This window comes from Rhodoferax sp. (assembly GCF_028689305.1).
Taxonomy (GTDB): domain Bacteria; phylum Pseudomonadota; class Gammaproteobacteria; order Burkholderiales; family Burkholderiaceae_C; genus Rhodoferax.
On the sequence record NZ_JAQTWM010000076.1, the window covers coordinates 1 to 18,388 of the forward strand.

Annotated in this window: 18 protein-coding genes and 1 pseudogene; 18 read left to right on the forward strand and 1 reads right to left on the reverse strand. The window is 62.0% G+C overall.

The window, feature by feature from the left end:
* A partial coding sequence (locus PHW99_RS14110; RefSeq protein ID WP_300178762.1) for a hypothetical protein occupies window positions 1-296 on the forward strand: 296 nt, incomplete at its 5' end.
* 70 nt (window positions 297-366) lie between these two features.
* On the opposite strand, the gene PHW99_RS14115 is transcribed toward PHW99_RS14110, so the two are convergent.
* Window positions 367-894 (reverse strand): adenylyltransferase/cytidyltransferase family protein, encoded by a 528-nt coding sequence (locus PHW99_RS14115; protein ID WP_300178765.1) that lies wholly within the window; start codon window positions 892-894, stop codon window positions 367-369.
* A gap of 642 nt (window positions 895-1,536) precedes the next feature.
* Between PHW99_RS14115 and PHW99_RS14120 the strand changes: the two genes are divergently transcribed.
* From PHW99_RS14120 to PHW99_RS14200, 17 genes and pseudogenes are all read left to right on the forward strand, one after another.
* Window positions 1,537-2,769 (forward strand): hypothetical protein, encoded by a 1,233-nt coding sequence (locus PHW99_RS14120; RefSeq protein WP_300178768.1) that lies wholly within the window; start codon window positions 1,537-1,539, stop codon window positions 2,767-2,769.
* A gap of 50 nt (window positions 2,770-2,819) precedes the next feature.
* Window positions 2,820-4,001 carry an FAD-dependent oxidoreductase gene (locus tag PHW99_RS14125; protein ID WP_300178771.1) on the forward strand — a complete coding sequence of 394 codons (1,182 nt, stop codon included), beginning with the start codon at window positions 2,820-2,822 and terminating at the stop codon, window positions 3,999-4,001.
* 99 nt (window positions 4,002-4,100) lie between these two features.
* Window positions 4,101-4,415 (forward strand): 2Fe-2S iron-sulfur cluster-binding protein, encoded by a 315-nt coding sequence (locus PHW99_RS14130; protein WP_300178774.1) that lies wholly within the window; start codon window positions 4,101-4,103, stop codon window positions 4,413-4,415.
* On the forward strand, window positions 4,412-5,779 hold the full coding sequence (locus tag PHW99_RS14135) for an FAD-dependent oxidoreductase (protein ID WP_300178777.1): 1,368 nt from the start codon (window positions 4,412-4,414) through the stop codon (window positions 5,777-5,779). The genes PHW99_RS14130 and PHW99_RS14135 overlap by 4 nt, the downstream gene beginning before the upstream one ends.
* Window positions 5,776-6,621 (forward strand): transporter substrate-binding domain-containing protein, encoded by an 846-nt coding sequence (locus PHW99_RS14140; protein WP_300178780.1) that lies wholly within the window; start codon window positions 5,776-5,778, stop codon window positions 6,619-6,621. Before PHW99_RS14135 ends, PHW99_RS14140 begins: the two co-directional genes overlap by 4 nt.
* A 22-nt stretch (window positions 6,622-6,643) precedes the next feature.
* Entirely contained in the window at window positions 6,644-7,300 is a 657-nt protein-coding gene (locus PHW99_RS14145) for an amino acid ABC transporter permease (RefSeq protein ID WP_300178783.1), read from the forward strand.
* Window positions 7,301-7,340: 40 nt separating this feature from the next.
* Entirely contained in the window at window positions 7,341-8,102 is a 762-nt protein-coding gene (locus PHW99_RS14150; RefSeq protein WP_300178786.1) for an amino acid ABC transporter ATP-binding protein, read from the forward strand.
* A 91-nt stretch (window positions 8,103-8,193) separates the two neighbouring features.
* The gene (locus PHW99_RS14155; RefSeq protein ID WP_300178789.1) at window positions 8,194-8,568 is read left to right on the forward strand and encodes a DUF2946 family protein; all 375 of its coding nucleotides are present in this window, start codon (window positions 8,194-8,196) and stop codon (window positions 8,566-8,568) included.
* 220 nt (window positions 8,569-8,788) lie between these two features.
* Window positions 8,789-9,304, forward strand: a complete 516-nt coding sequence (locus tag PHW99_RS14160) for a copper chaperone PCu(A)C (protein ID WP_300178792.1) — start codon at window positions 8,789-8,791, stop codon at window positions 9,302-9,304.
* 161 nt (window positions 9,305-9,465) lie between these two features.
* On the forward strand, window positions 9,466-9,954 hold the full coding sequence (locus PHW99_RS14165; RefSeq protein ID WP_300178795.1) for a DUF2946 family protein: 489 nt from the start codon (window positions 9,466-9,468) through the stop codon (window positions 9,952-9,954).
* A 134-nt stretch (window positions 9,955-10,088) separates the two neighbouring features.
* Window positions 10,089-10,607: a copper chaperone PCu(A)C gene (locus tag PHW99_RS14170; RefSeq protein ID WP_300178798.1), complete on the forward strand. Its 519-nt coding sequence runs from the start codon at window positions 10,089-10,091 to the stop codon at window positions 10,605-10,607.
* Window positions 10,608-10,664: 57 nt separating this feature from the next.
* Window positions 10,665-12,365, forward strand: a complete 1,701-nt coding sequence (locus PHW99_RS14175; RefSeq protein WP_300178801.1) for an MbnP family copper-binding protein — start codon at window positions 10,665-10,667, stop codon at window positions 12,363-12,365.
* A gap of 4 nt (window positions 12,366-12,369) precedes the next feature.
* On the forward strand, window positions 12,370-13,560 hold the full coding sequence (locus tag PHW99_RS14180) for a methanobactin export MATE transporter MbnM (protein WP_300178804.1): 1,191 nt from the start codon (window positions 12,370-12,372) through the stop codon (window positions 13,558-13,560).
* A 77-nt stretch (window positions 13,561-13,637) separates the two neighbouring features.
* Complete coding sequence (locus PHW99_RS14185; RefSeq protein WP_300178806.1) at window positions 13,638-14,273, forward strand: hypothetical protein; 636 nt, start codon at window positions 13,638-13,640, stop codon at window positions 14,271-14,273.
* Window positions 14,273-16,447: a TonB-dependent receptor gene (locus PHW99_RS14190; protein ID WP_300178808.1), complete on the forward strand. Its 2,175-nt coding sequence runs from the start codon at window positions 14,273-14,275 to the stop codon at window positions 16,445-16,447. The genes PHW99_RS14185 and PHW99_RS14190 overlap by 1 nt, the downstream gene beginning before the upstream one ends.
* A 12-nt stretch (window positions 16,448-16,459) precedes the next feature.
* The gene (locus tag PHW99_RS14195; RefSeq protein WP_300178810.1) at window positions 16,460-17,857 is read left to right on the forward strand and encodes a hypothetical protein; all 1,398 of its coding nucleotides are present in this window, start codon (window positions 16,460-16,462) and stop codon (window positions 17,855-17,857) included.
* A gap of 43 nt (window positions 17,858-17,900) precedes the next feature.
* Window positions 17,901-18,388, forward strand: a pseudogene (locus PHW99_RS14200) (iron ABC transporter substrate-binding protein); the annotation flags it as partial.

An 18,388-nucleotide genomic window follows, 5' to 3' on the forward strand; every position in this document is an offset into this window, starting at 1 on the left:
TACAAGGCGCCCCGTGCATCAACCTCGACAGCCAGCTGCCCGCGCCCGAGGTGCTGCGCATGGTGCGTGAGGCTGGGGTGGGCGTGGTGGCGATTTCAGCCAGTGTGTGCATGCCAGTGGCACAGCTGGCACCCTATGTGGCCGAGCTGGTGCAGGGTTTGCCCGCCAGTTGCGCGCTGTGGCTGGGCGGGCAGGGCTGCACCGCGTTACCCTTGCCCAGCGCTGCCAATGTCACCCTTTTTCAGGACACCACCGGGGCTGTGAGCCACTGGCTGAGTTTGGCGCAGACTCTGTGAGTTGCGCCATGTAGCTACATAATTTGTAGCTGCTTACGCTCTATTCATAAGCGCTAAAGACCAATTTGGCTTAAAAGTTTCGGATTTTTTTCACCAGCGCAGTGGTGGAGTAGCCCGCCACAAACGGCAGCGCCAGGGCTCGCCCACCCCATGACGCCACCAGCGCGGTCTCGGGCAGGGTGGCCATGTCGTAGTCGCCACCTTTGACCAGCAGGTCGGGCCGCACCAGGGCAATCAGCGCTTGCGGCGTGTCTTCGTCAAACCAGGTGACCAAGCTGCTGCTGGCCAGGGCGGCCATCACGCAGGCGCGATCCATCTCGTTGTTCAGCGGCCGGTCGGCGCCCTTGCCCAGGCGGCGCGCCGAGGCATCGGTGTTGAGCGCCACCAGCAAACTGCCACCCAGCGCACGCGCTTGCTCCAGGTACATCACGTGGCCGCGGTGCAGCACGTCAAACACGCCGTTGGTAAACACCAGCGGGCGCGGCAGTTGCGCCAGCCGGGCCGGCAAATCTTGCGGCTGGCACAGCTTGGCTTGCAGAAGGCTGGGGGGCTGGGCAGGCGCGCCGTTAAAGGTATGAACAGAGGGGTTTTTGGGCATGTGCTTGATGCTATCAGCTCAGCCTGGGCGCTTATGCTTGTCTGCATTGAGGGTGTCTCTGGCGTGGCTGGTGTTGTGGTCACTCTGGCGTAGCTGCTGCTTTGGTCACTCTGGCACGGCGCGGCGGCTGGGTCAGGTGCATGCGGTTTTGGGGGTGAATCACGCGCGGGGCGGAGGTCTGGGTCCGCAAGCACCACTTTCGCGCGCCTTCTCCCCCAAAGCCCGGTCACCTGACCCAACCACCACGCCTTATCTGTGTGGTTGCTGATCGGGGTCGAAATGAAAAAAATGCGGTCACAATACCCATAAAATTCATAGCTACTCGTGCATGATATACAAGGGATACAGGCTGTTTTCTTATAAATCTCAGAATCCAAACAACGTGAGGCAGGGTGATTGGGTCAGGCGACCGGGCTTTGGGGTGAAATGCGCGCGAAGAAGGTGCTGGTGTATTGATCCGCCCGCCCCGCGCGTGCTTTCACCCCAAAACCGCATGCGCCTGACCCAGTCGCCCTGCCGGGTTCCACCCAAAACCCTGAACCCCTGACCCATGACCCATGACCCCCAAAACCACCCGACTTTGAATCGCATCCGACTGACCGCTCTATCCAAAAACAACCCTCTTGGCATAATCCGACCCCTATGAACCTGATCCCCATCAACATTGACTCCATCGTGGTTGGCCAGCCGCTGCCGTGTGCGCTGCGTGATGAGGGTGGCACGTTGTTGGCTAACAAGGGGTTTTTGGTCAACAACCGGCTTGAACTGCAGGTGATGCTGGGCAAGCGTGAGCACATCTACATTGACTTTGACCAGTCTGACAACTTTCGCCGTGCCTATGTGAACCGGCTCAACAACCTGGTGATGGAAGACCGCGCCATTGGCCAGATTGCAGATGTGCAAATGGCCTCTTATGGCCTGAAAAAACCCAACCCGGCTGACTTTGTAGACGATGCCGACTGGCTCGACCTGCAAACCCAGGCGCACGGCATTTTGCGCGACACCCAGGGCGACAGCTTTTTGCCCCGGCTGGAGCGGCTGCAAACCGCGCTCGACAAATACACCCAGCGCAACCCCGACGGCACGCTGTTTGCCCTGATCAACATCGCTGGCAGCGAAACCCGCCACTACAGCGCCACCCATGCCTTGCTGGTGGCGGTGGTCTGCATGGTGGCCGCGCGCGAGGTGCTGAAGTGGCCTGAAGACGAGATCAAATCGCTGTGCAGCGCGGCGCTGACCATGAACATTGGCATGACCGACCTGCATGACCGCCTGACAGTGCAAATTGAGCCGCCCACGCCCGAGCAGATCAAACGCATTGAAACCCATGCCCCGCGTTCAGTTGACATGCTGCAGCAAATGGGCGTAGCCGACCGCCTGTGGCTGGAAGCGGTGCTGAATCACCGCGCCCAAGTGCCCGGCGCGCTGGCCAAGCGCACCCCTGGCAAGCGGCTGGCACGGCTGATTCAGCGCGCGGACATGTTTGCCGCCCGGCTTTCACCGCGTGCCTCGCGCGCGCCGGGCACGCCGGCCTCGGCCATGCAGTCGTGCTATTTTGATGAGCACCGCGAAATTGACGAAGCCGGTGCGGCGCTGATCAAAGCGGTGGGCATTTACTCGCCCGGCACCTATGTGCGCCTGACCACCAACGAGGTGGCGATTGTGGTCAAGCGCGGCCTGAACACCACCATGCCCAGGGTGGCAGTGCTGATCAACCGCCAGGGCATGCCCACCGGCGAGCCGATTTTGCGCGAAACCAGCCAGGCCGAGTACCGCATTGTGGCGAGCGTGCCGCACCGCGAGGTCAAGATCAACCACAACCTGGATCGCCTGCTGGCGCTGACCAAACCCAGCGCCCTGGACCGGCCTTGGTGAACAAGCGAGACAGGGTAGGCTTACACATCGGTATTGCCACTTAAAGTATTTTGACGAACGCTTCTGAACCCACCCTCCATCCGGCACCCAAGGTGCTGGTTGTGGGGGTCGGCATTGTGGGTGCTGCCATTGCTTATTTTTTGACGCGTTCGGGTGCGCAAGTCACGCTGCTGGAGGCAAGTACACCTGCTGCTGGCGCGTCCGGCGCATCTGACGGCGCGGTGTCGGTGGCCAGCAAACGCCCCGGCCCCATGATGGCGCTGGCCTGTGAGGCGCGCAGCCTGTACCGGCGCTGGGTTGAGCAAGGCGTGCTCAAAGACATTTACCACCCCCGCCCCACCTATTTGTTTGCCCGTACCGATGAGGAAGTGGCGGTGATTGCGCACCAGGGCGCCGACCTGATGGCTCTGGGTGAGCGCATCTTGCCCCTGACCCATGCCGAGCTGATGCAGCGCGTACCCGGCTTGGGGCGGCACGTGCTCGCTGGCATGAAAGTGCCCAATGACGGCCACGCCCTGGGTTACCGGGTGGTTGACCGGCTGCTGCAGGCAAGCGGCGCACCGGTGCGCCGCCATACGCCGGTGCTGCGGCTTGCTCAGTCAAACGGCAAGGTGGTGGGTGTGATCACGCCTGAGGGCACACTGGTGGCTGACGCCGTCATCGTAGCGGCTGGCCTGGGCAGTGGGCCGCTGGTGGGGCTGGACGATATTTTGATTCCGCGCAAAGGCCAGCTCATTGTGACTGACCGCGCGTCCACTGCCGGTGCTGCACTGCCCGGGCCGCTGATGTCGGCCGGTTACCTGGCCGCCAAGCGCCGCATGGTGCTGGGCCAAGCCAGCACCAGCCTGGTGATTGACCCCTTGGCCACCGGGCAATTTTTGATTGGCAGCAGCCGCGAAACCGGCTTTACCGACCGCCAAACTGATGTGCTCACCGTGTCCACCTTGCTGCGCGAGGCACTGGCGGTGTACCCGGCGCTGGCCCGCCAGCGGGTGATTCGCACCTTTGCCGGCATCCGCATCGGTACCCGCGATGGCTTGCCTATCGTGGGTCGCCACCCCACCTTGCCGGGTCTGTTCATTGCCACCGGCATGGAGGGGGATGGCATTTGCCTGGCGCCGGTAATCGGCAAAGCAATGGCCGACATGGTGCTGGGTGCGCCGTCAAGTTTTGATGTGTCGGTGCTGGATCCCGGCCGTTTTGGCGACTTGCCCGTGCAAGGCAGTTCCTGACCTGCGACAAGTTCTGAGGGGTTAACGCCTAGGGGAATAGCCGGGTGACGCTGGCCGCATGTTCTGTTATCGTCGAAATTACATTTGTGCAAATAAAAAATGAACGCCGCCACCGCATCAACCTTGTACTGGGACACTGTTGCGATCCCGTTTCGCCCGGGGGAGACCATTGCAGCAGCATTGCAACGCCATGGGCTGAACGATTTAGGCGCGTCGGTGGGCGGTTTGCGAGGGCGTTATTTTTGTGGCATCGGCACTTGTCAGGCCTGCCTGGTGTCGGTGGACGGCGCCAGCCCAGTGGAGGCTTGCCTGACCCCCGCGCAAGCTGGCATGCAATTGACTTCGGCACAGTTGGTTGGTGACTCAAACCCAAACGCCACCCACGCTGCGCTCAAACGGGGTGCTGCTGCATGAACGTGCCAGATGTGCTGGTGATTGGTGCCGGGCCTGCTGGCCTGTCGGCCGTGGCCGAACTGGCTCGCCTGGGTCTGTCAAGTCTGCTGGTGGAGCAACGCAACCAGGTGGGGGGTGCCATCTACCGCCGCCATGTGGGTGACGGCAGCCACCCCTTGGTGATGCCGGAACACCATCGCCGCACCCGCGACACGCTGATGCACAACCTGTCGCAGGCACAGGCGCAAGTCACGCAACTGTTGTCATCGGTGTTCATTGGGGTAGACCGTGATGGCCGGTACCTGATTGACAACCGGCGCACCGGCCGGGTGCAAAGTGTGACCCCCAAGGCGGTCATTCTGGCTGTCGGCACGGTCGAGCGAGTGCAGCCTTGCGAAGGCTGGGAGTTGCCCGGCGTGGTCACTGTGGGTGGCATGCAGGTGCAGTTCAAGGAAACCGGTGACGTACCGTGCGGCCCCATCTTGTTGGCTGGCAGTGGCCCGCTGTTGCTGGCGCTGGCGGCCCAACTGGCGGCAGCCGGCAACCCCCCGGTGGCGGTGCTGGAGCGCGCGCAACCCCTGGCATCGGTGCGTTGGCAAGGCCGCTCTGTGTTCAACGTCTTGCGCAGCTGGCCCCATGTGGCAGAAGCCGCGCTGTATGCCCGCGAACTGTGGCGCGCACGTGTGCCTTACCTGACAGGCTGGCGCGTGGTGTCGGTGCGGTTGGCTGGCGCAGGTCTGGCGGTGAGCGCGCAGCACCACAGCGGCGTGACCCGGCACTACCCGGTGCAGCATGTAGCCTTGCATGACGGACTGGTGCCCAATGCCACAGGCTTGCCCGTGGCCAGCCGGTCAGCCAATGGCAGCATCTTTCATGCCGGTGACTGCCGCGAGGTACTGGGTGCCAGCGCCGCGGTGGCCGATGGTTGCCGCGCGGCGCAGCAGGTGGCGCGCCAACTGGGCCAGCGTTGTGACAGCCAACGGCTGGAGCAGGCCATTGCGCAGGCGCAGCGCACCCAACAGGCGCTGGTGCAACTGTTTCAGGCGCCGCCCGAAATGCCCACAGCCAACACCGTGGTGTGCCGCTGCGAAGCCCTTCGACGCGCTGATTTTGACCGCCTGGAAGTGGCAGGCTCAGCACGTGAATTGCGGTTGGTGGGACGTTTTGGCATGGGTGCCTGCCAGGGCCGGTTTTGTGCCCACACCACAAGCCAACTGGCGCATGAACACGGTTTTGGCTTTGATCCCGCGGCGCTCAACGGCGACGTGCCGCGCTGGCCACTGCGCCCTGTGTCGCTGGCGGCGTTGGCCGCTTATGCCGAACCCGGCTCTGAATCCATTTTTAACCGGCAAGCCACTTGCCATTTTCAAGGAGAAAAGCCATGACCAAGACCAACCGCCGCAACGTGCTTTTGGGTAGCGCCGCTTTATTGGGCTCTGCCATAACCGTCCCAACCTGGGCGCAGAACCAGGCTGACATGGCCACCTGGGAGCGCATTGCCAGCAGCAAAACGCTGCGCATTGCCGCCGTGGCTGGCGGCGCCCCTAATTACCACAAAGACCTGGCCACCGGTCAATGGAGCGGCATCATGATCGACCTGGCCAATGATTTGGCCGCCAAGCTCGGTGTCAAGCTGGAGATCAGGGAGACCACTTGGGGCAATTCGGTGCTGGACTTGCAGTCCAACAAAATTGACATCTTTTTTGGTCTGAACCCGACGCCACAACGCATGAAGGTGATTAGCTTTTCCGAGCCGCTGTACAACAACGCCTACAGCCTGATTGCCAAAAAAGGCTTCAACCCCAAGACCTGGGAAGAGATGGACACGCCTGAGGTGACCATCGCTGTCGATGTCGGTTCGTCTTACGACAACCTGGTGACCGCCATGTACAAAAAAGCCAAAATTCTGCGCTTTGAGAAATCCGCCGATGCCACGCTGGCGGTACAAACCGGTCGTGCCGATGTGCAGCCGCTGGTGGTCACGCTCTCAGCCGGTATTGTCAAAAAGAACCCCGGCATTGGCCATGTGGTGGTGCCTGAGCCCATCAAGGGCACTTCCACCAACGCCGGGCTGCGCATGGAGACCGATCAGCGCTGGAAAACCTATGTGGACGGCTGGATTGCCGAGCTGCGCAAAAGCGGCGCCATCAACACCATCGTGCTGGGCAACCTGGACAAGCTGATGAGCATCAAGCGCGAAGAGATCCCCGCCATCGTCAGTTTCTAACCCATTCGCAAGGGACGTTGGCGTGTACGAGTGGAACTTTCAATACCTCTGGCAATACCGCCAGCTGTTTGCCAATGGGCTGATGGTCACGGTGGGCTATAGCCTGCTGTGCATCGTGTTTGGCCTGACGGTGGGGCTGGTGGCCGGTATCGGCGGGCTGGCCAAATCGCGGCTGATTCATCTGCCTCTGAAATGGTATGTGGAGCTGTTTCGGGCCACGCCGGTGCTGGTGTTGATCATCTGGTTTTATTACGCGCTGCCGGTGCTCATTGGCGTGGCCATGACGGCATCGGTGGCGGCGGTGCTGGCCTTGTCCTTGTACGGCGGGGCGTTTTACGCCGAGATCATCCGGGGCGGCATTGTGTCCATCGACCCCGGCCAGAGTGATGCCGCGCGTGCCCTCGGCATGACGCGTTTTCAGGTGATGCGCCGGGTGGTGCTGCCGCAGGCCTTGCGGCGCATGACGCCGCCGCTGATGAACCAGTCCATCATGCAGCTCAAAAATACCTCGTTGCTGTCGGTGCTGGCCCTGCCTGACCTGGTCTACCAAGGCCAGGCGGTGGCGCACGAAACCTACCGTCCGCTGGAGGCCTACACGCTGATTGCGCTGATGTACATCGCCATTTTGTTGCCCGCCAGCAAACTGGTGCGCCGGCTTGAATCCAAACGCGCCGAGTAAGTTTTATCACCAGACAATGAAGCACGCCAGACGCCATGCCATGATCGACATTCACGGGTTACAAAAGAGCTTTGGTGACCACGTCGTCCTCAAAGACATCCACATGCACATTGACAAAGGCGCGGTGGTGGCGCTGCTGGGGCCCTCGGGCTCAGGCAAGTCCACGCTGCTGCGCTGTGTCAACCTGTTGACCATTCCCGACAAGGGCAGTATCCGCGTGGGCGATCACGAAATGACCTATTCAGGCGATGCCACGCGCTTGCCTGGCGACCGCACGTTGGCGCGCTTTCGAGCCAATACCGGCATGGTGTTTCAGCATTTCAACCTGTTTCCGCACATGTCGGTGCTGCAAAACGTCATGGAAGGCCCGGTCACCGTGCTGCGCGCGCCCAAGGCCAAAGCGCGTGAGCAAGCCCATGCCCTGTTGGCCAAAGTGGGTCTGCAGGACAAGGCTGACCAATACCCGGCGCAACTCTCGGGTGGCCAGAAGCAGCGTGTGGCCATTGCCCGCGCGCTGGCCATGCAGCCGCAGGTGATGCTGTTTGACGAGGTCACCTCTGCGCTGGACCCCGAATTGGTAGGCGAGGTGCTGGGCGTGATCCGCGACCTGGCAGCAGACGGCATGACCATGATTCTGGTCACCCACGAGATGTCGTTTGCACGCGAGGTGGCTGACCAGGTGGTCTTCATGCGCGACGGCGTGGTGCTGGAAAGCGGCACGCCGCAGGCAGTCATTGACGAACCGCAACAAGCCGCCACACAGCAGTTTTTTGCGCGCTACCACGCGGGTCAGACTGTTTAATGGCCGTATCAACCGGCCCCTGGCTGTACCGTTCTTGGCGTTTGATGCCTGTCAGGCTGATGTCTCAGGCTCAATGCCATAATCTCGCCCCATGAACCCCTTGCACACCCTGCGCACCTCACCTTGGCTGGCCAAATTGGCCTTGCTGTGGTTTGCTTTGACGCTGGGTGTGGCCGTGGCCTCGCCCATGGTGCAGCCGCACAACGAGCTGGTCATTTGCACCGGCGCGGGCATGCTCAAGGTGGTGCTGGCAGACGACGGCACGGTCACCACCGCGGCCACGTCTGACAGCGCTGACGCGCTGTTTTGCCCGCTCTGCCTGGTGGGCGGCGCGCCCGCCCCGGTGGTGGTTCTCACGGTTGAACCGCCACACGCTTTAAGCCATGTGCTGCAAAGCATTCCGGCGGCACGCATCGCCGCCCTGACCGCTGCGCCGCTGCCCGCGCGCGGCCCACCCCAAGCCTGATTCACCCTGCCGCACATGCTGCGGTTATGAGAGCTACTAGCGCTTATTCCACCAGTGCTAGAGGCTGATTTTGTGTTTTGCATCAGCAACAGGCCGCCACACGTCATGGATGCTTGCAAGATATCAAATCAATAGCTGCTTGCGCTTTATTCATCAGCGCTAGAGCCCTTAATCATTTACAACCCGGTCAATCTGACCCTATCACCCTGAAGGAAAAACCATGAAACTCAAAGCATTGATCACCGCTGTGGCGCTGGCCACCACCACCCTGTGCGCGTTGGCGCATGACGCCGTCGAGGTGCAAAATGCCTGGGCGCGCGCCACCGTCAAAGGCCAAATGGCCACCGGCGCCTTCATGACGCTGACCGCCGACGCGGGTGCCACCCTGGTCGGCGCATCGTCGCCCGTGGCCGGTGTGGCGCAGGTGCATGAGATGAAGATGGAAGGCGGCGTGATGAAAATGGCCGAGGTCAAAGGCGGCCTGAACCTGCCCGCTGGCAAAGCCGTTGAGCTCAAACCCGGCGGCTACCACGTCATGCTGATGGACTTGAAAGAGCCCTTGATGAAAGGCGCCAGCGTGCCCGTGACGCTGATTTTCAAAGACGCCAAGGGTGCCGAGATCAAGCAAGAGCTGAACCTGCCCGTGGCCATGTCCGCCCCTGGCAGTGCTGCCAAACCCGCCGCCATGGATCACAGCATGCACAACATGCACGGCGACAAACCCGTCACCAAGTAAACCATCAAGCCAGCCCCTATCTCCATTCACGCATGCAGCCAGCCCCCATCCCAACCTTCCCCCAGCGGGGGAAGGGGCTCAAGCCAAGACAGCTTGGACTTTGCTCCCACCCCTTTTGGGGGCGGGCAGGGGTGGGGGCTGGCTGTTCGCGCCAACGCTGGGTGGCGTGGCTGGCGGTGTGGCTGGCGCTGTTTGCGGCGCTGGCGCCAAGCGTGTCGCATGCGGTGCGCGCTTGGGCCGCCACACCAGGCGCCGCACAAGCCGCATGGATTGAGATTTGCACCAGCACCGGCCCGCGCTGGATGGCGTTGCCGGGCTTGGCCTCAGCATCTGACCTCAATGCGGCAGCCCGCTCAGGAACCACAACCACCTCTGAAGCGCTTGCCATTGACCCCGCCCGCAGCGTCACCACCAGCCCTGACAGCGCCATGGACAGCCGCACGGACGGCTCTGACCCTGCGTCTGGCCTGGCGCTGGCGCACTGCCCGTTTTGCCTGCTGATGGCCGACCGTCTGGCCCCACCCAGCGCCAGCATCACCTTGTTTTTTATCGCGCCCGGCCACGCCGTGCGCCCAAGCGATCCCTCACTTCACACCCCGCCTGCCCACACCGTTGCGGCAGCACAGCCACGCGGCCCGCCCGCGCTTTGAGTTTTCCCGCACCTTAGCCTTTCTCCCTCCCCCGTTGGGGGAGGGCAGGGGTGGGGGCTGCAGCATCACCCCCTCTTGTGCCGCGCAGCCCTGCGCCTGGCACGCGTGTTTGGCGTTGAACCGAGGAAATTCTCATGAACTTATCAAAACTCACCTTTCTGCGGTGGCTCACGCAGATCAACTTTGTCTTGGCCTTGGCGCTGCTGATGTGGCTGGCTGGCCTGCCCACTGCGGCGCATGCCCATGGCGTGTCGGCTGGGGATTTGCAGCTGGATCACCCCTACGCCGTGCCCAGTGCGCCGGGTGAGCCCCATGGCAAGGCCTATTTGCGCGGCATCAAAAATGCGGGTTCCCAGCCTGAAAAGCTGCTGGGAGCCAGCACACCGGTGGCCGCCAGGGTGGAGTTGCACAGCCTCAAACCCGATGCCCAGGGCTTGCGCGGCAAACAGGTCGAAGTGATCGATTTACCCGCCAAAACGCTGACACCGCTGCGCCACACCGGCGACTACCAACTCACTTTGATTGACTTGAAAGCACCTTTGAAAGACGGCGACCGGTTTGACCTGACGCTGAATTTTGAACACGCTGGCAGCAAGACCGTGAAAGTTTGGGTGCAAACACCACGCACTGCTGCGGCAGCACATGAACATTGATTCCTGAATCCTGTATTGACGACTGGTATTTTTTATTTTTTCAACTGGAGACTTCATATGACACACATCTTTAAACCGACCCTCACCCTCAGCCTGATGGCTGCTGCCGTAATGACCGCCTGTGGCGGCGGCGGTGGTGGCACGGCCACTCCTACCACCACACCCGTAGCCACCGTTTCCCTGGCCGGTGTGGTGGCCGATGGCTACCTGAGCGGAGCCAAGGTTTGTCTGGACAAAAACGAAAACACCGTGTGTGATGCCGGTGAACCCTCAGCGACCACCGGTGCGGGCGGCGCTTACACCATTGCCGGAGTCACAGCGGCCGATGTGGCGGCCTTCCCGGTAGTGGCCGAAGTGCCCGCCACCGCCACCGATTCGGACTTCCCTGGTACCACCGTGGGCAAAGCCTTTGTGCTGACCGCCCCCAAGGGCAACAGCACCGTCACCCCTTTGAGCTCACTGGTACACCAGGAGCTGCAAGCTGCGCCGGCACTGAGCGCGGCATCGGCTGCGGCCAATGTGAAAACGGCTTTGGGTATCACGACCGACCCGCTGGCTGACTACATTGCCAAGCCAGATGCCAGCGCCCATATCCGTGCCCAGATGATCACGCAGAGCCTGAAAAACAATGCAGATGCCATCGGTGGTGGGACTGCTACCCAGAAAAAAGACCTGCAAGGCGTGTTACTGACCATGGCCAAACAAGCCGTGCCTGCTGCCGCACCGGCATCCAGCGCATCTGCTCCGGCCAGCGTACCTGTGGTCGGCGTGGAAGACTTCAACACCGTGCGTGCCACACTGGCCAACAAACAAACCACCGGTACGGCATCACAAGCGGTCACGGTGAATTTTGACGCGGTCAATGGCGCAACATCCATCAAGGCCTGTGATGCGCTGACACTGACCAACATAAAACGTTGGGATCAAACTCCTCTGACCGCCGCCACACCGGCCGCAGCCACCCTGCTTGCCAATCCCACGGTGACACAAACCACCTCTGGCAAGTTTGTAGACCTGCGTTTCTACATCTCCAACGTGTTGCTGTGGGATGCTGCTGGCAACGCAGTGCCGCTGGTGCTGACCGAAGATGCCAGCCAGTCCAAAAACGTGGCGCTGCTTGACTTTGGCTACAACACCGCCGCCACCGGCACACCTGTTTGCAGCACGGCTTACAAGACTTCCATCATCGGCAAGGTGGTACCAGGCACCTACACCGGCATCTCCTTCACCGTGGGTGTGCCAGTGCGTTCGGCGGACCTGAACAGCAAGCTCAACCACGTCAATCCGGCCGACACCGCATCACCCGCACCGCTGCAAAACCTGGCCATGAACTGGAGCTGGCAGTCAGGGCGCAAGTTCTTCAAGGTGGATTTCCAGCCTGACACCCCGGCCAAAAAATTCGCCGCCGGTCTGGTGGGTACAACGCCTGTAGTGAACACCCACATTGGCTCGACCGGCTGTGTCGGCAACCCGGCCACGGTGGCCGGAACCGAGACCGCTTGCACCAATGCCAACCGTCTTGGCGTGAAGTTCGATGGCTTCAAAACTGCCAGCAACACCGTGTTGATGGACGTGGCCAAGCTGTTGAAAAACGCCGACCTGACTTATGAAGGGGGTGCGGCCGCGGGTTGTATGTCCGGCCCGACCGACCCCGAATGCGCCCCGATCTTCAAGGCCCTGGGCCTGGGATTCACTGGTGCCAACGCAGGTCGCACCCTGAGCGGTGCGGACGTGCAAACCGTTTTCAGCGTCAGGTAAACCGATGAACAAGCCCGCCCTGACCCTGGTCGGGCTGGCTGCTACCACCGTAGCGGCTGGCCTGCTGGCGCTTGGGGTGATTCCTTCGCCGTTCCTGGCCAAGGAATCACCTGCTGCGTCAATTTCTGCAAACAGCGATTGGCGCTGGAACCTGCCCCAGGGCTTTCCTGAGCCCCTGGTGCCCGCTGACAACCCGATGTCAGAGGCCAAGTTCCAGCTCGGTCGCCATTTGTTTTTTGACACCCGCTTGTCGGGCAATGGCAGCATGGGCTGTGGCTCTTGCCACTTTCAGAATCTGGCTTTCACCGATGGCAAGGCGGTAGCCACCGGCTCCACCGGCGACCTCACCTCGCGCGGCGCGATGAGTATTGCCAACGTGGCTTACTACCCCACGCTGACCTGGGCCAACCCCTCGCAGTACACGCTGGAAATCCAGGCCGGTGTACCGATGTTTGTCGAAAACCTGGCGGTGGAACTGGGCATCAACGACGAAAACAAGGCCGCTGTGCTGGCCCGCTTCCAGAACGATGCCGACTACCAGCGTCGCTTCAAAGAGGCTTTTCCGGGTGAGCCGATCAACTACCTGAACATCATCAAGGCGATCTCGGCCTTTGAGCGCGGTGTGATCTCCGGCAACTCGCGCTTCGACCAGGCCCAAGCGGGCACAGCCACTTTGACCGACACCGAAGAGCGCGGGCGCAAACTGTTTTTCAGCGAGCAGGCGCAATGCTCAAGCTGCCACAGCGGCTTCAATTTCTCTGACCAGACCGTGTCTGCCGCGTCACCCCAGTCGAACCAGCCGTTTCACAACACCGGCCTGTACAACGTGGATGGCAAAGGGGCTTACCCTGACAACAATCCTGGTGTGATCGGTGTCCTGCCGCAAGAGGCCAGCAACATGGGCAAATTCCGCGTGCCCAGCCTGCGCAACATCGAAGTCACCGCGCCCTACATGCACGATGGCACGCTGGCCACTTTGCAAGATGTGCTGGCGTTTTATGCCGCCGGCGGGCGCAACATCACGTCCGGGCCCAACCAGGGTGATGGTCGCAAGAACCCGTTCAAGGATGCACGGCTGGACAAGATCCGGCTGAGCGCAGACGAGCAGGCTGACCTCATCGCCTTCCTGAAAACCCTGACTGACCAGGCGTTCTTGAACAACCCCAGGTTTGCCGACCCGTTTAAACCTCGATGAATACTATTGAAACAATAGCTGCTTACGCTTGTATATCAATGGCTATAGGCTCATTTTGTATGTAAAAAGGAGAGACCATGAACCACTCAACCCGTCCATCAGAAAACCGCACGCTCAACGCCCGTGAGGCCATGTCCAGGCAAGACCTCAAGCAGATGTGGCGGGTGCAATCGGGCGCACTGCGCATTGACAGTGCCGTGGGGGACGAGGCCAGCCGGTTCATGCGTCTGGCCCTGCCCGGTGATGTGATTGGGGTCGAACAATGGGTTGGCACCGATGACAGCCTGGCCATGCGGGCACTGACCCCCGTGTGCCTGGAGCCAGTGCAGGCCGAAGGGGCCGAGATGATGGCCTTGCTGATGGAAACCGTGGTGCTGGCGCACCAGCGCTGCCGCGAGGTGGTCAGTCTGCGCACCGGGCCGGTGGCGCAGCGCGTCAAATGCCTGCTGCTGATGTTTGCAGACAGCGTCAACCAGGGCGTGCAAAACACCGCCGACTGCGCCCTGCCCAACCTGGCCGACATGTCGGTCATTCTGGATGCCGCGCCCGAGACCGTCTCGCGTGTGTTCAGCAGCATGCGCCAGTTGGACTACCTGCAAGACCGCAAACCGCAAAAAGCGCGTTTTTCCAGTCTGGCCTTGCGGGCGCAGGCGCTGATCCCGGGCATGACCAGCAGCTCGGCCTTGCAGCGCAGCCAACTGGTGGGGGCGTGATGATGTTTCGGATGACCACAGTGGCGGCTGTGTTGGCTGCGCTCCCCTGGGCCAGCGTGGCGCAAGAGCTGAAAACCCTTGAAGAAGTCACGGTAACGGCGGACAAGATTTCACCTCTGGGCGCAAGGACAACGCCCGCTGCCCAACTGGCCCCGCAGCGCGGCGCCACCAGCGACAGCGCCCGGCTGCTGCAAGACCTGCCTGGCCTCAGCCTGTATGGCGCAGGCGGTGTCTCCAGCCTGCCCGCCATCCACGGCCTGGCTGATGACCGCCTGCGCATTCAGGTCGATGGCATGGACTTGGTGGCGGCCTGCCCCAACCACATGAATTCGGCGCTGTCTTACATTGACCCAACCCGCGTCGGCAGCATCACGGTGTTTGCCGGCATCACCCCGGTCAGTGTCGGCGGCGACAGCCTGGGTGGCACGATTGCCGTGAATTCTGCGCCGCCGGAATTTGCCCAGAGTGCCGAAACAGTGACCGCCAGGGGCACGCTTGGCACGTTTTACCGCAGCAATGGCAAGGCCAGCGGGCTCAACGCCGGGGCCACTTACATCGGGCAAAACCTGAGCCTGACGTACAGCGGGGCCAGCGCCAAAGCCTCCAACTACCGCGCCGGGGCTGACTTCAAAACCGCAGGCCCAGGTACAGCCGGTGGCCCCTGGCTGGCCGGTAATGAAGTAGCCTCAAGTAACTACACCACCGAAAACCACGACCTCGGGCTGGCCCTGCGCCAAGGCCCGCACCTGCTGCAACTCAATGTGGGCACCCAACACCTGCCGTTTGAGGGTTTCCCCAACCAGCGCATGGACATGACCGGCAACAACAGCACCCAGCTCAACCTGCGCTACACCGGCCAGTTTGACTGGGGCAAGTTGATCGCCCGTGCCTACGGCCAGAACACCGAACATTTCATGAACATGGGGCCAGACCGCTTCAGCTACGGGCTGCTTGGCATGCCGATGAACACCAGCGCCAAAACCCGTGGGGCGCTGCTGCAAGCCGACACCGTGCTGTCTGAGCGCGACATTGTCAAAGCCGGGCTGGAGTCCCAAACCTACAGCTTGTACGACTGGTGGCCGCAAGCCGGTGGGGTGATGGGCCCGCGCACTTTCTGGAATGTGGACTACGGTACACGCGACCGGCTCGGGGCCTTTGCCGAGTGGGAGGCGCAGTGGAACCCACAATGGCTGAGCCTGATCGGCCTGCGCAGCGAGACCGTGAAAAGTGACGCAGGCCCGGTGCAAGGCTACAACGCCCAAGCCATCTGGGCCACCGATGCGGCGGCCTTCAACGCGCAAAACCGCCAGCGCAGCGACCACAACCTCGACTTCACCGCCCTGGCCCGCTACACCCCAGAAGACAGCCGCAGTTTTGAGCTTGGCCTGGCCCGCAAAACCCACTCGCCCAACCTGTACCAGCGCTACCCCTGGTCCACCCAGCCGATGGCCACACTGATGAACAACTTTGTCGGCGACGGCAATGGCTACGTTGGCAACCCGAACCTCAAGCCAGAGGTGGCCCACACCCTGAGCGCCAGCGGCGACTGGCACGCTACCGACCCAAGCCAATGGGGCTTCAAGGCCACCGGCTATGTCACCTGGGTGCAGGACTTCATTGATGCCCAGCGCTGCGCCATCGGCCAGTGTGGTGGTGCGGCCAACCTCAGTGCCACCCGCGGCTTTGTCAACCTGCAATACGTCAACCAGTCGGCCCGGCTGCATGGGCTGGACTTGTCGGGCCACCTGCAGCTGAGCAGCAGCTTGAAGGGCAGCGGGGTGCTGAGTTTTGTGAACGGCAGCAACCAGACCACCGGTGACAACTTGCACAACATCATGCCGGTCAACACCAAACTGGCCTTGCAGCACAGTCTGGGCGCATGGACAAGCACCGCTGAAGTGCAACTGGTGGCCGCCAAAACCCGGGTCTCGCAAGTGCGTAATGAAGTGCCCACCGCCGGTTACAGCCTGTTTAATCTGCGCAGCAGTTATGAGACCAAGCAGCTCCGGCTGGATCTGGGTATTGAGAACCTGTTCAACCGCTTTTATGTGCTGCCGCTGGGCGGCGCTTATCTGGGCCAGGGCGCATCCATGACCAGCCTGGGCATTCCCTGGGGTGGGGTTGTACCCGGCATGGGCCGCTCGGTGAATGTGGCTTTGAACCTGCGTTTTTGAAAGATGATCTTCATGACAAAACAACCCCTCCTGAGCCTTGCGTTCTTAACGGCTTTGACGGCCTGCGGAGGCGGGGGCAGCGGCCCGGCCATCCAGGCCAAATCACAAACCCTGGTGTTCACTACCGCACCCAGCTTGGCGCTGGGTGGTACGGCCACGGTGTCAGCCCGCGCCAGCAGTGGCCTGGCGGTGAGCTACAGCAGCAGCACCCCCAGCCTGTGCAGCGTCCACACCAGCACCGGCCTGGTCAGCAGCCTGGTGGCCGGCACTTGCGTGATTGCGGCAGACCAGTCGGGTAACGATGAATTTGCCCCGGCCACATCCGCCAGCCAAAACCTTGTGGTGCAGGCCAGCCCGGTGCAAAGCATCCGCTTTGGCGCGGCTCCCACGCTGGCTTTGTACGGCTCAGCCACGGTCACGGCCACCGCCACTTCCGGCCTGGCAGTGAGCTACAGCAGCGACACACCCGCCGTGTGCAGTGTCAACAGCAGCACCGGGGTGGTGACCAGTCTGACGGCGGGGGACTGCACCCTCACCGCCAGCCAGCCGGGCAATGCCAGCGTCAACGCCGCACCGTCGGTCAGCCAGACTTTGAACGTGGCGGGCTCTGCCGCAGCCGCCAGCGTGCCCGGTGCACCCACTGCTGTGTCAGCCAGCCTGGGGTTGGCGGCCAACACGGTGCAGGTCAGCTTTAGCGGCCCGGCCGCCAGCGGCGGCAGCCCGATCAGCCGGTACAGCGTGAGCTCTACGCCTGCCGGGCTCTCGGCCTCCGGCGCGGCTTCACCCCTGACGGTGAGCTGCCCCAGCAGCTGCGCCGGTTATGCCTTTGCCGTGCAGGCCAGCAACAGCGTGGGCGGCGGAGCCTTGTCGGCAGCGGCCCCGGTGCTGACAGCGTACAAGGTCACGGCCCGCTGGTTTGAGCCTGACACCCAGCCCAATGACAGCATCTTCACCGGTACGTTCACGCTGAACTCCACCAGCCAAACCGTCACTGGTTTGAGCGGCTCGCTGACCGAGTCCATGACCGGCCCGCCGATGACCACCGTGCCGCTGGCATACCAGTTGTCTGCCCTCAGCGATGCAGCGGGAGGCGTAAAGGTCACCAGCTTTGCCCTGAATACCACCCACGTGTTTGCCGAGGGTGGGTTTGCTGCCAATTCGCAGGGCCTGTACTACGGCTATCCGGCGGCGAAAAATCCGGCCGCTGGTGGTGTGGGCAACGCCTTTGCCACCATTTATGTGAACCTGGCCAATCCCACCGCCCCACTGACGCAAGCCCAGATCAACCAACTGGCCTACGGCGACTGCTTTGCCGGAGGCATGATGGGTGGCACCTGCATGACCGGTTACTCGGGCATTGGCACTATGGGCGGGTATCCGGTGGCGCAGAGCATTTCCCGGCTTCCCTGATCCCCTTTTCCATTCACTCACCCATCCACTCATTCCAAATACCATGCTATTTTTGAAACGCCTGTTGCGCACCGTTTTCTGGCTTTACGCTGCTATCTTCGCCCTGAGCGCCTGGTCTGCCACCCTTGAAGTCACCGATGCCTTGGGCCGCAAGGTCAGGGTCAACAGCCCGGTACAGCGGGTGGCGCTGAACTTCAACTTTGAGGAATTCACCGCCGTGGCCGGCAAGGACAACTGGGCCAAGGTGGTCGGCATCTCGCGTGCGCCTTTTGAGGGTTGGCGGCCGGTGATCTTTGGCCGCTACGCCGCAGTTATTCCCAACCTGCAAGCCATGCCCGACTTCGGCCATTCCGAGGACAACACCTTCAGCGCCGAGAAGGTGATTGCCCTCAAGCCCGACGTGCTGTTCATCGCCGAGTGGACCTACAAGTCGCTGCAAACCGCGCGCGATCAGATCGAGGCGGCGGGCATTCCGATTGTGGTGATCGACTACAACGCCCAATTGCTGGAGCGCCACCTCAGTTCGACCCG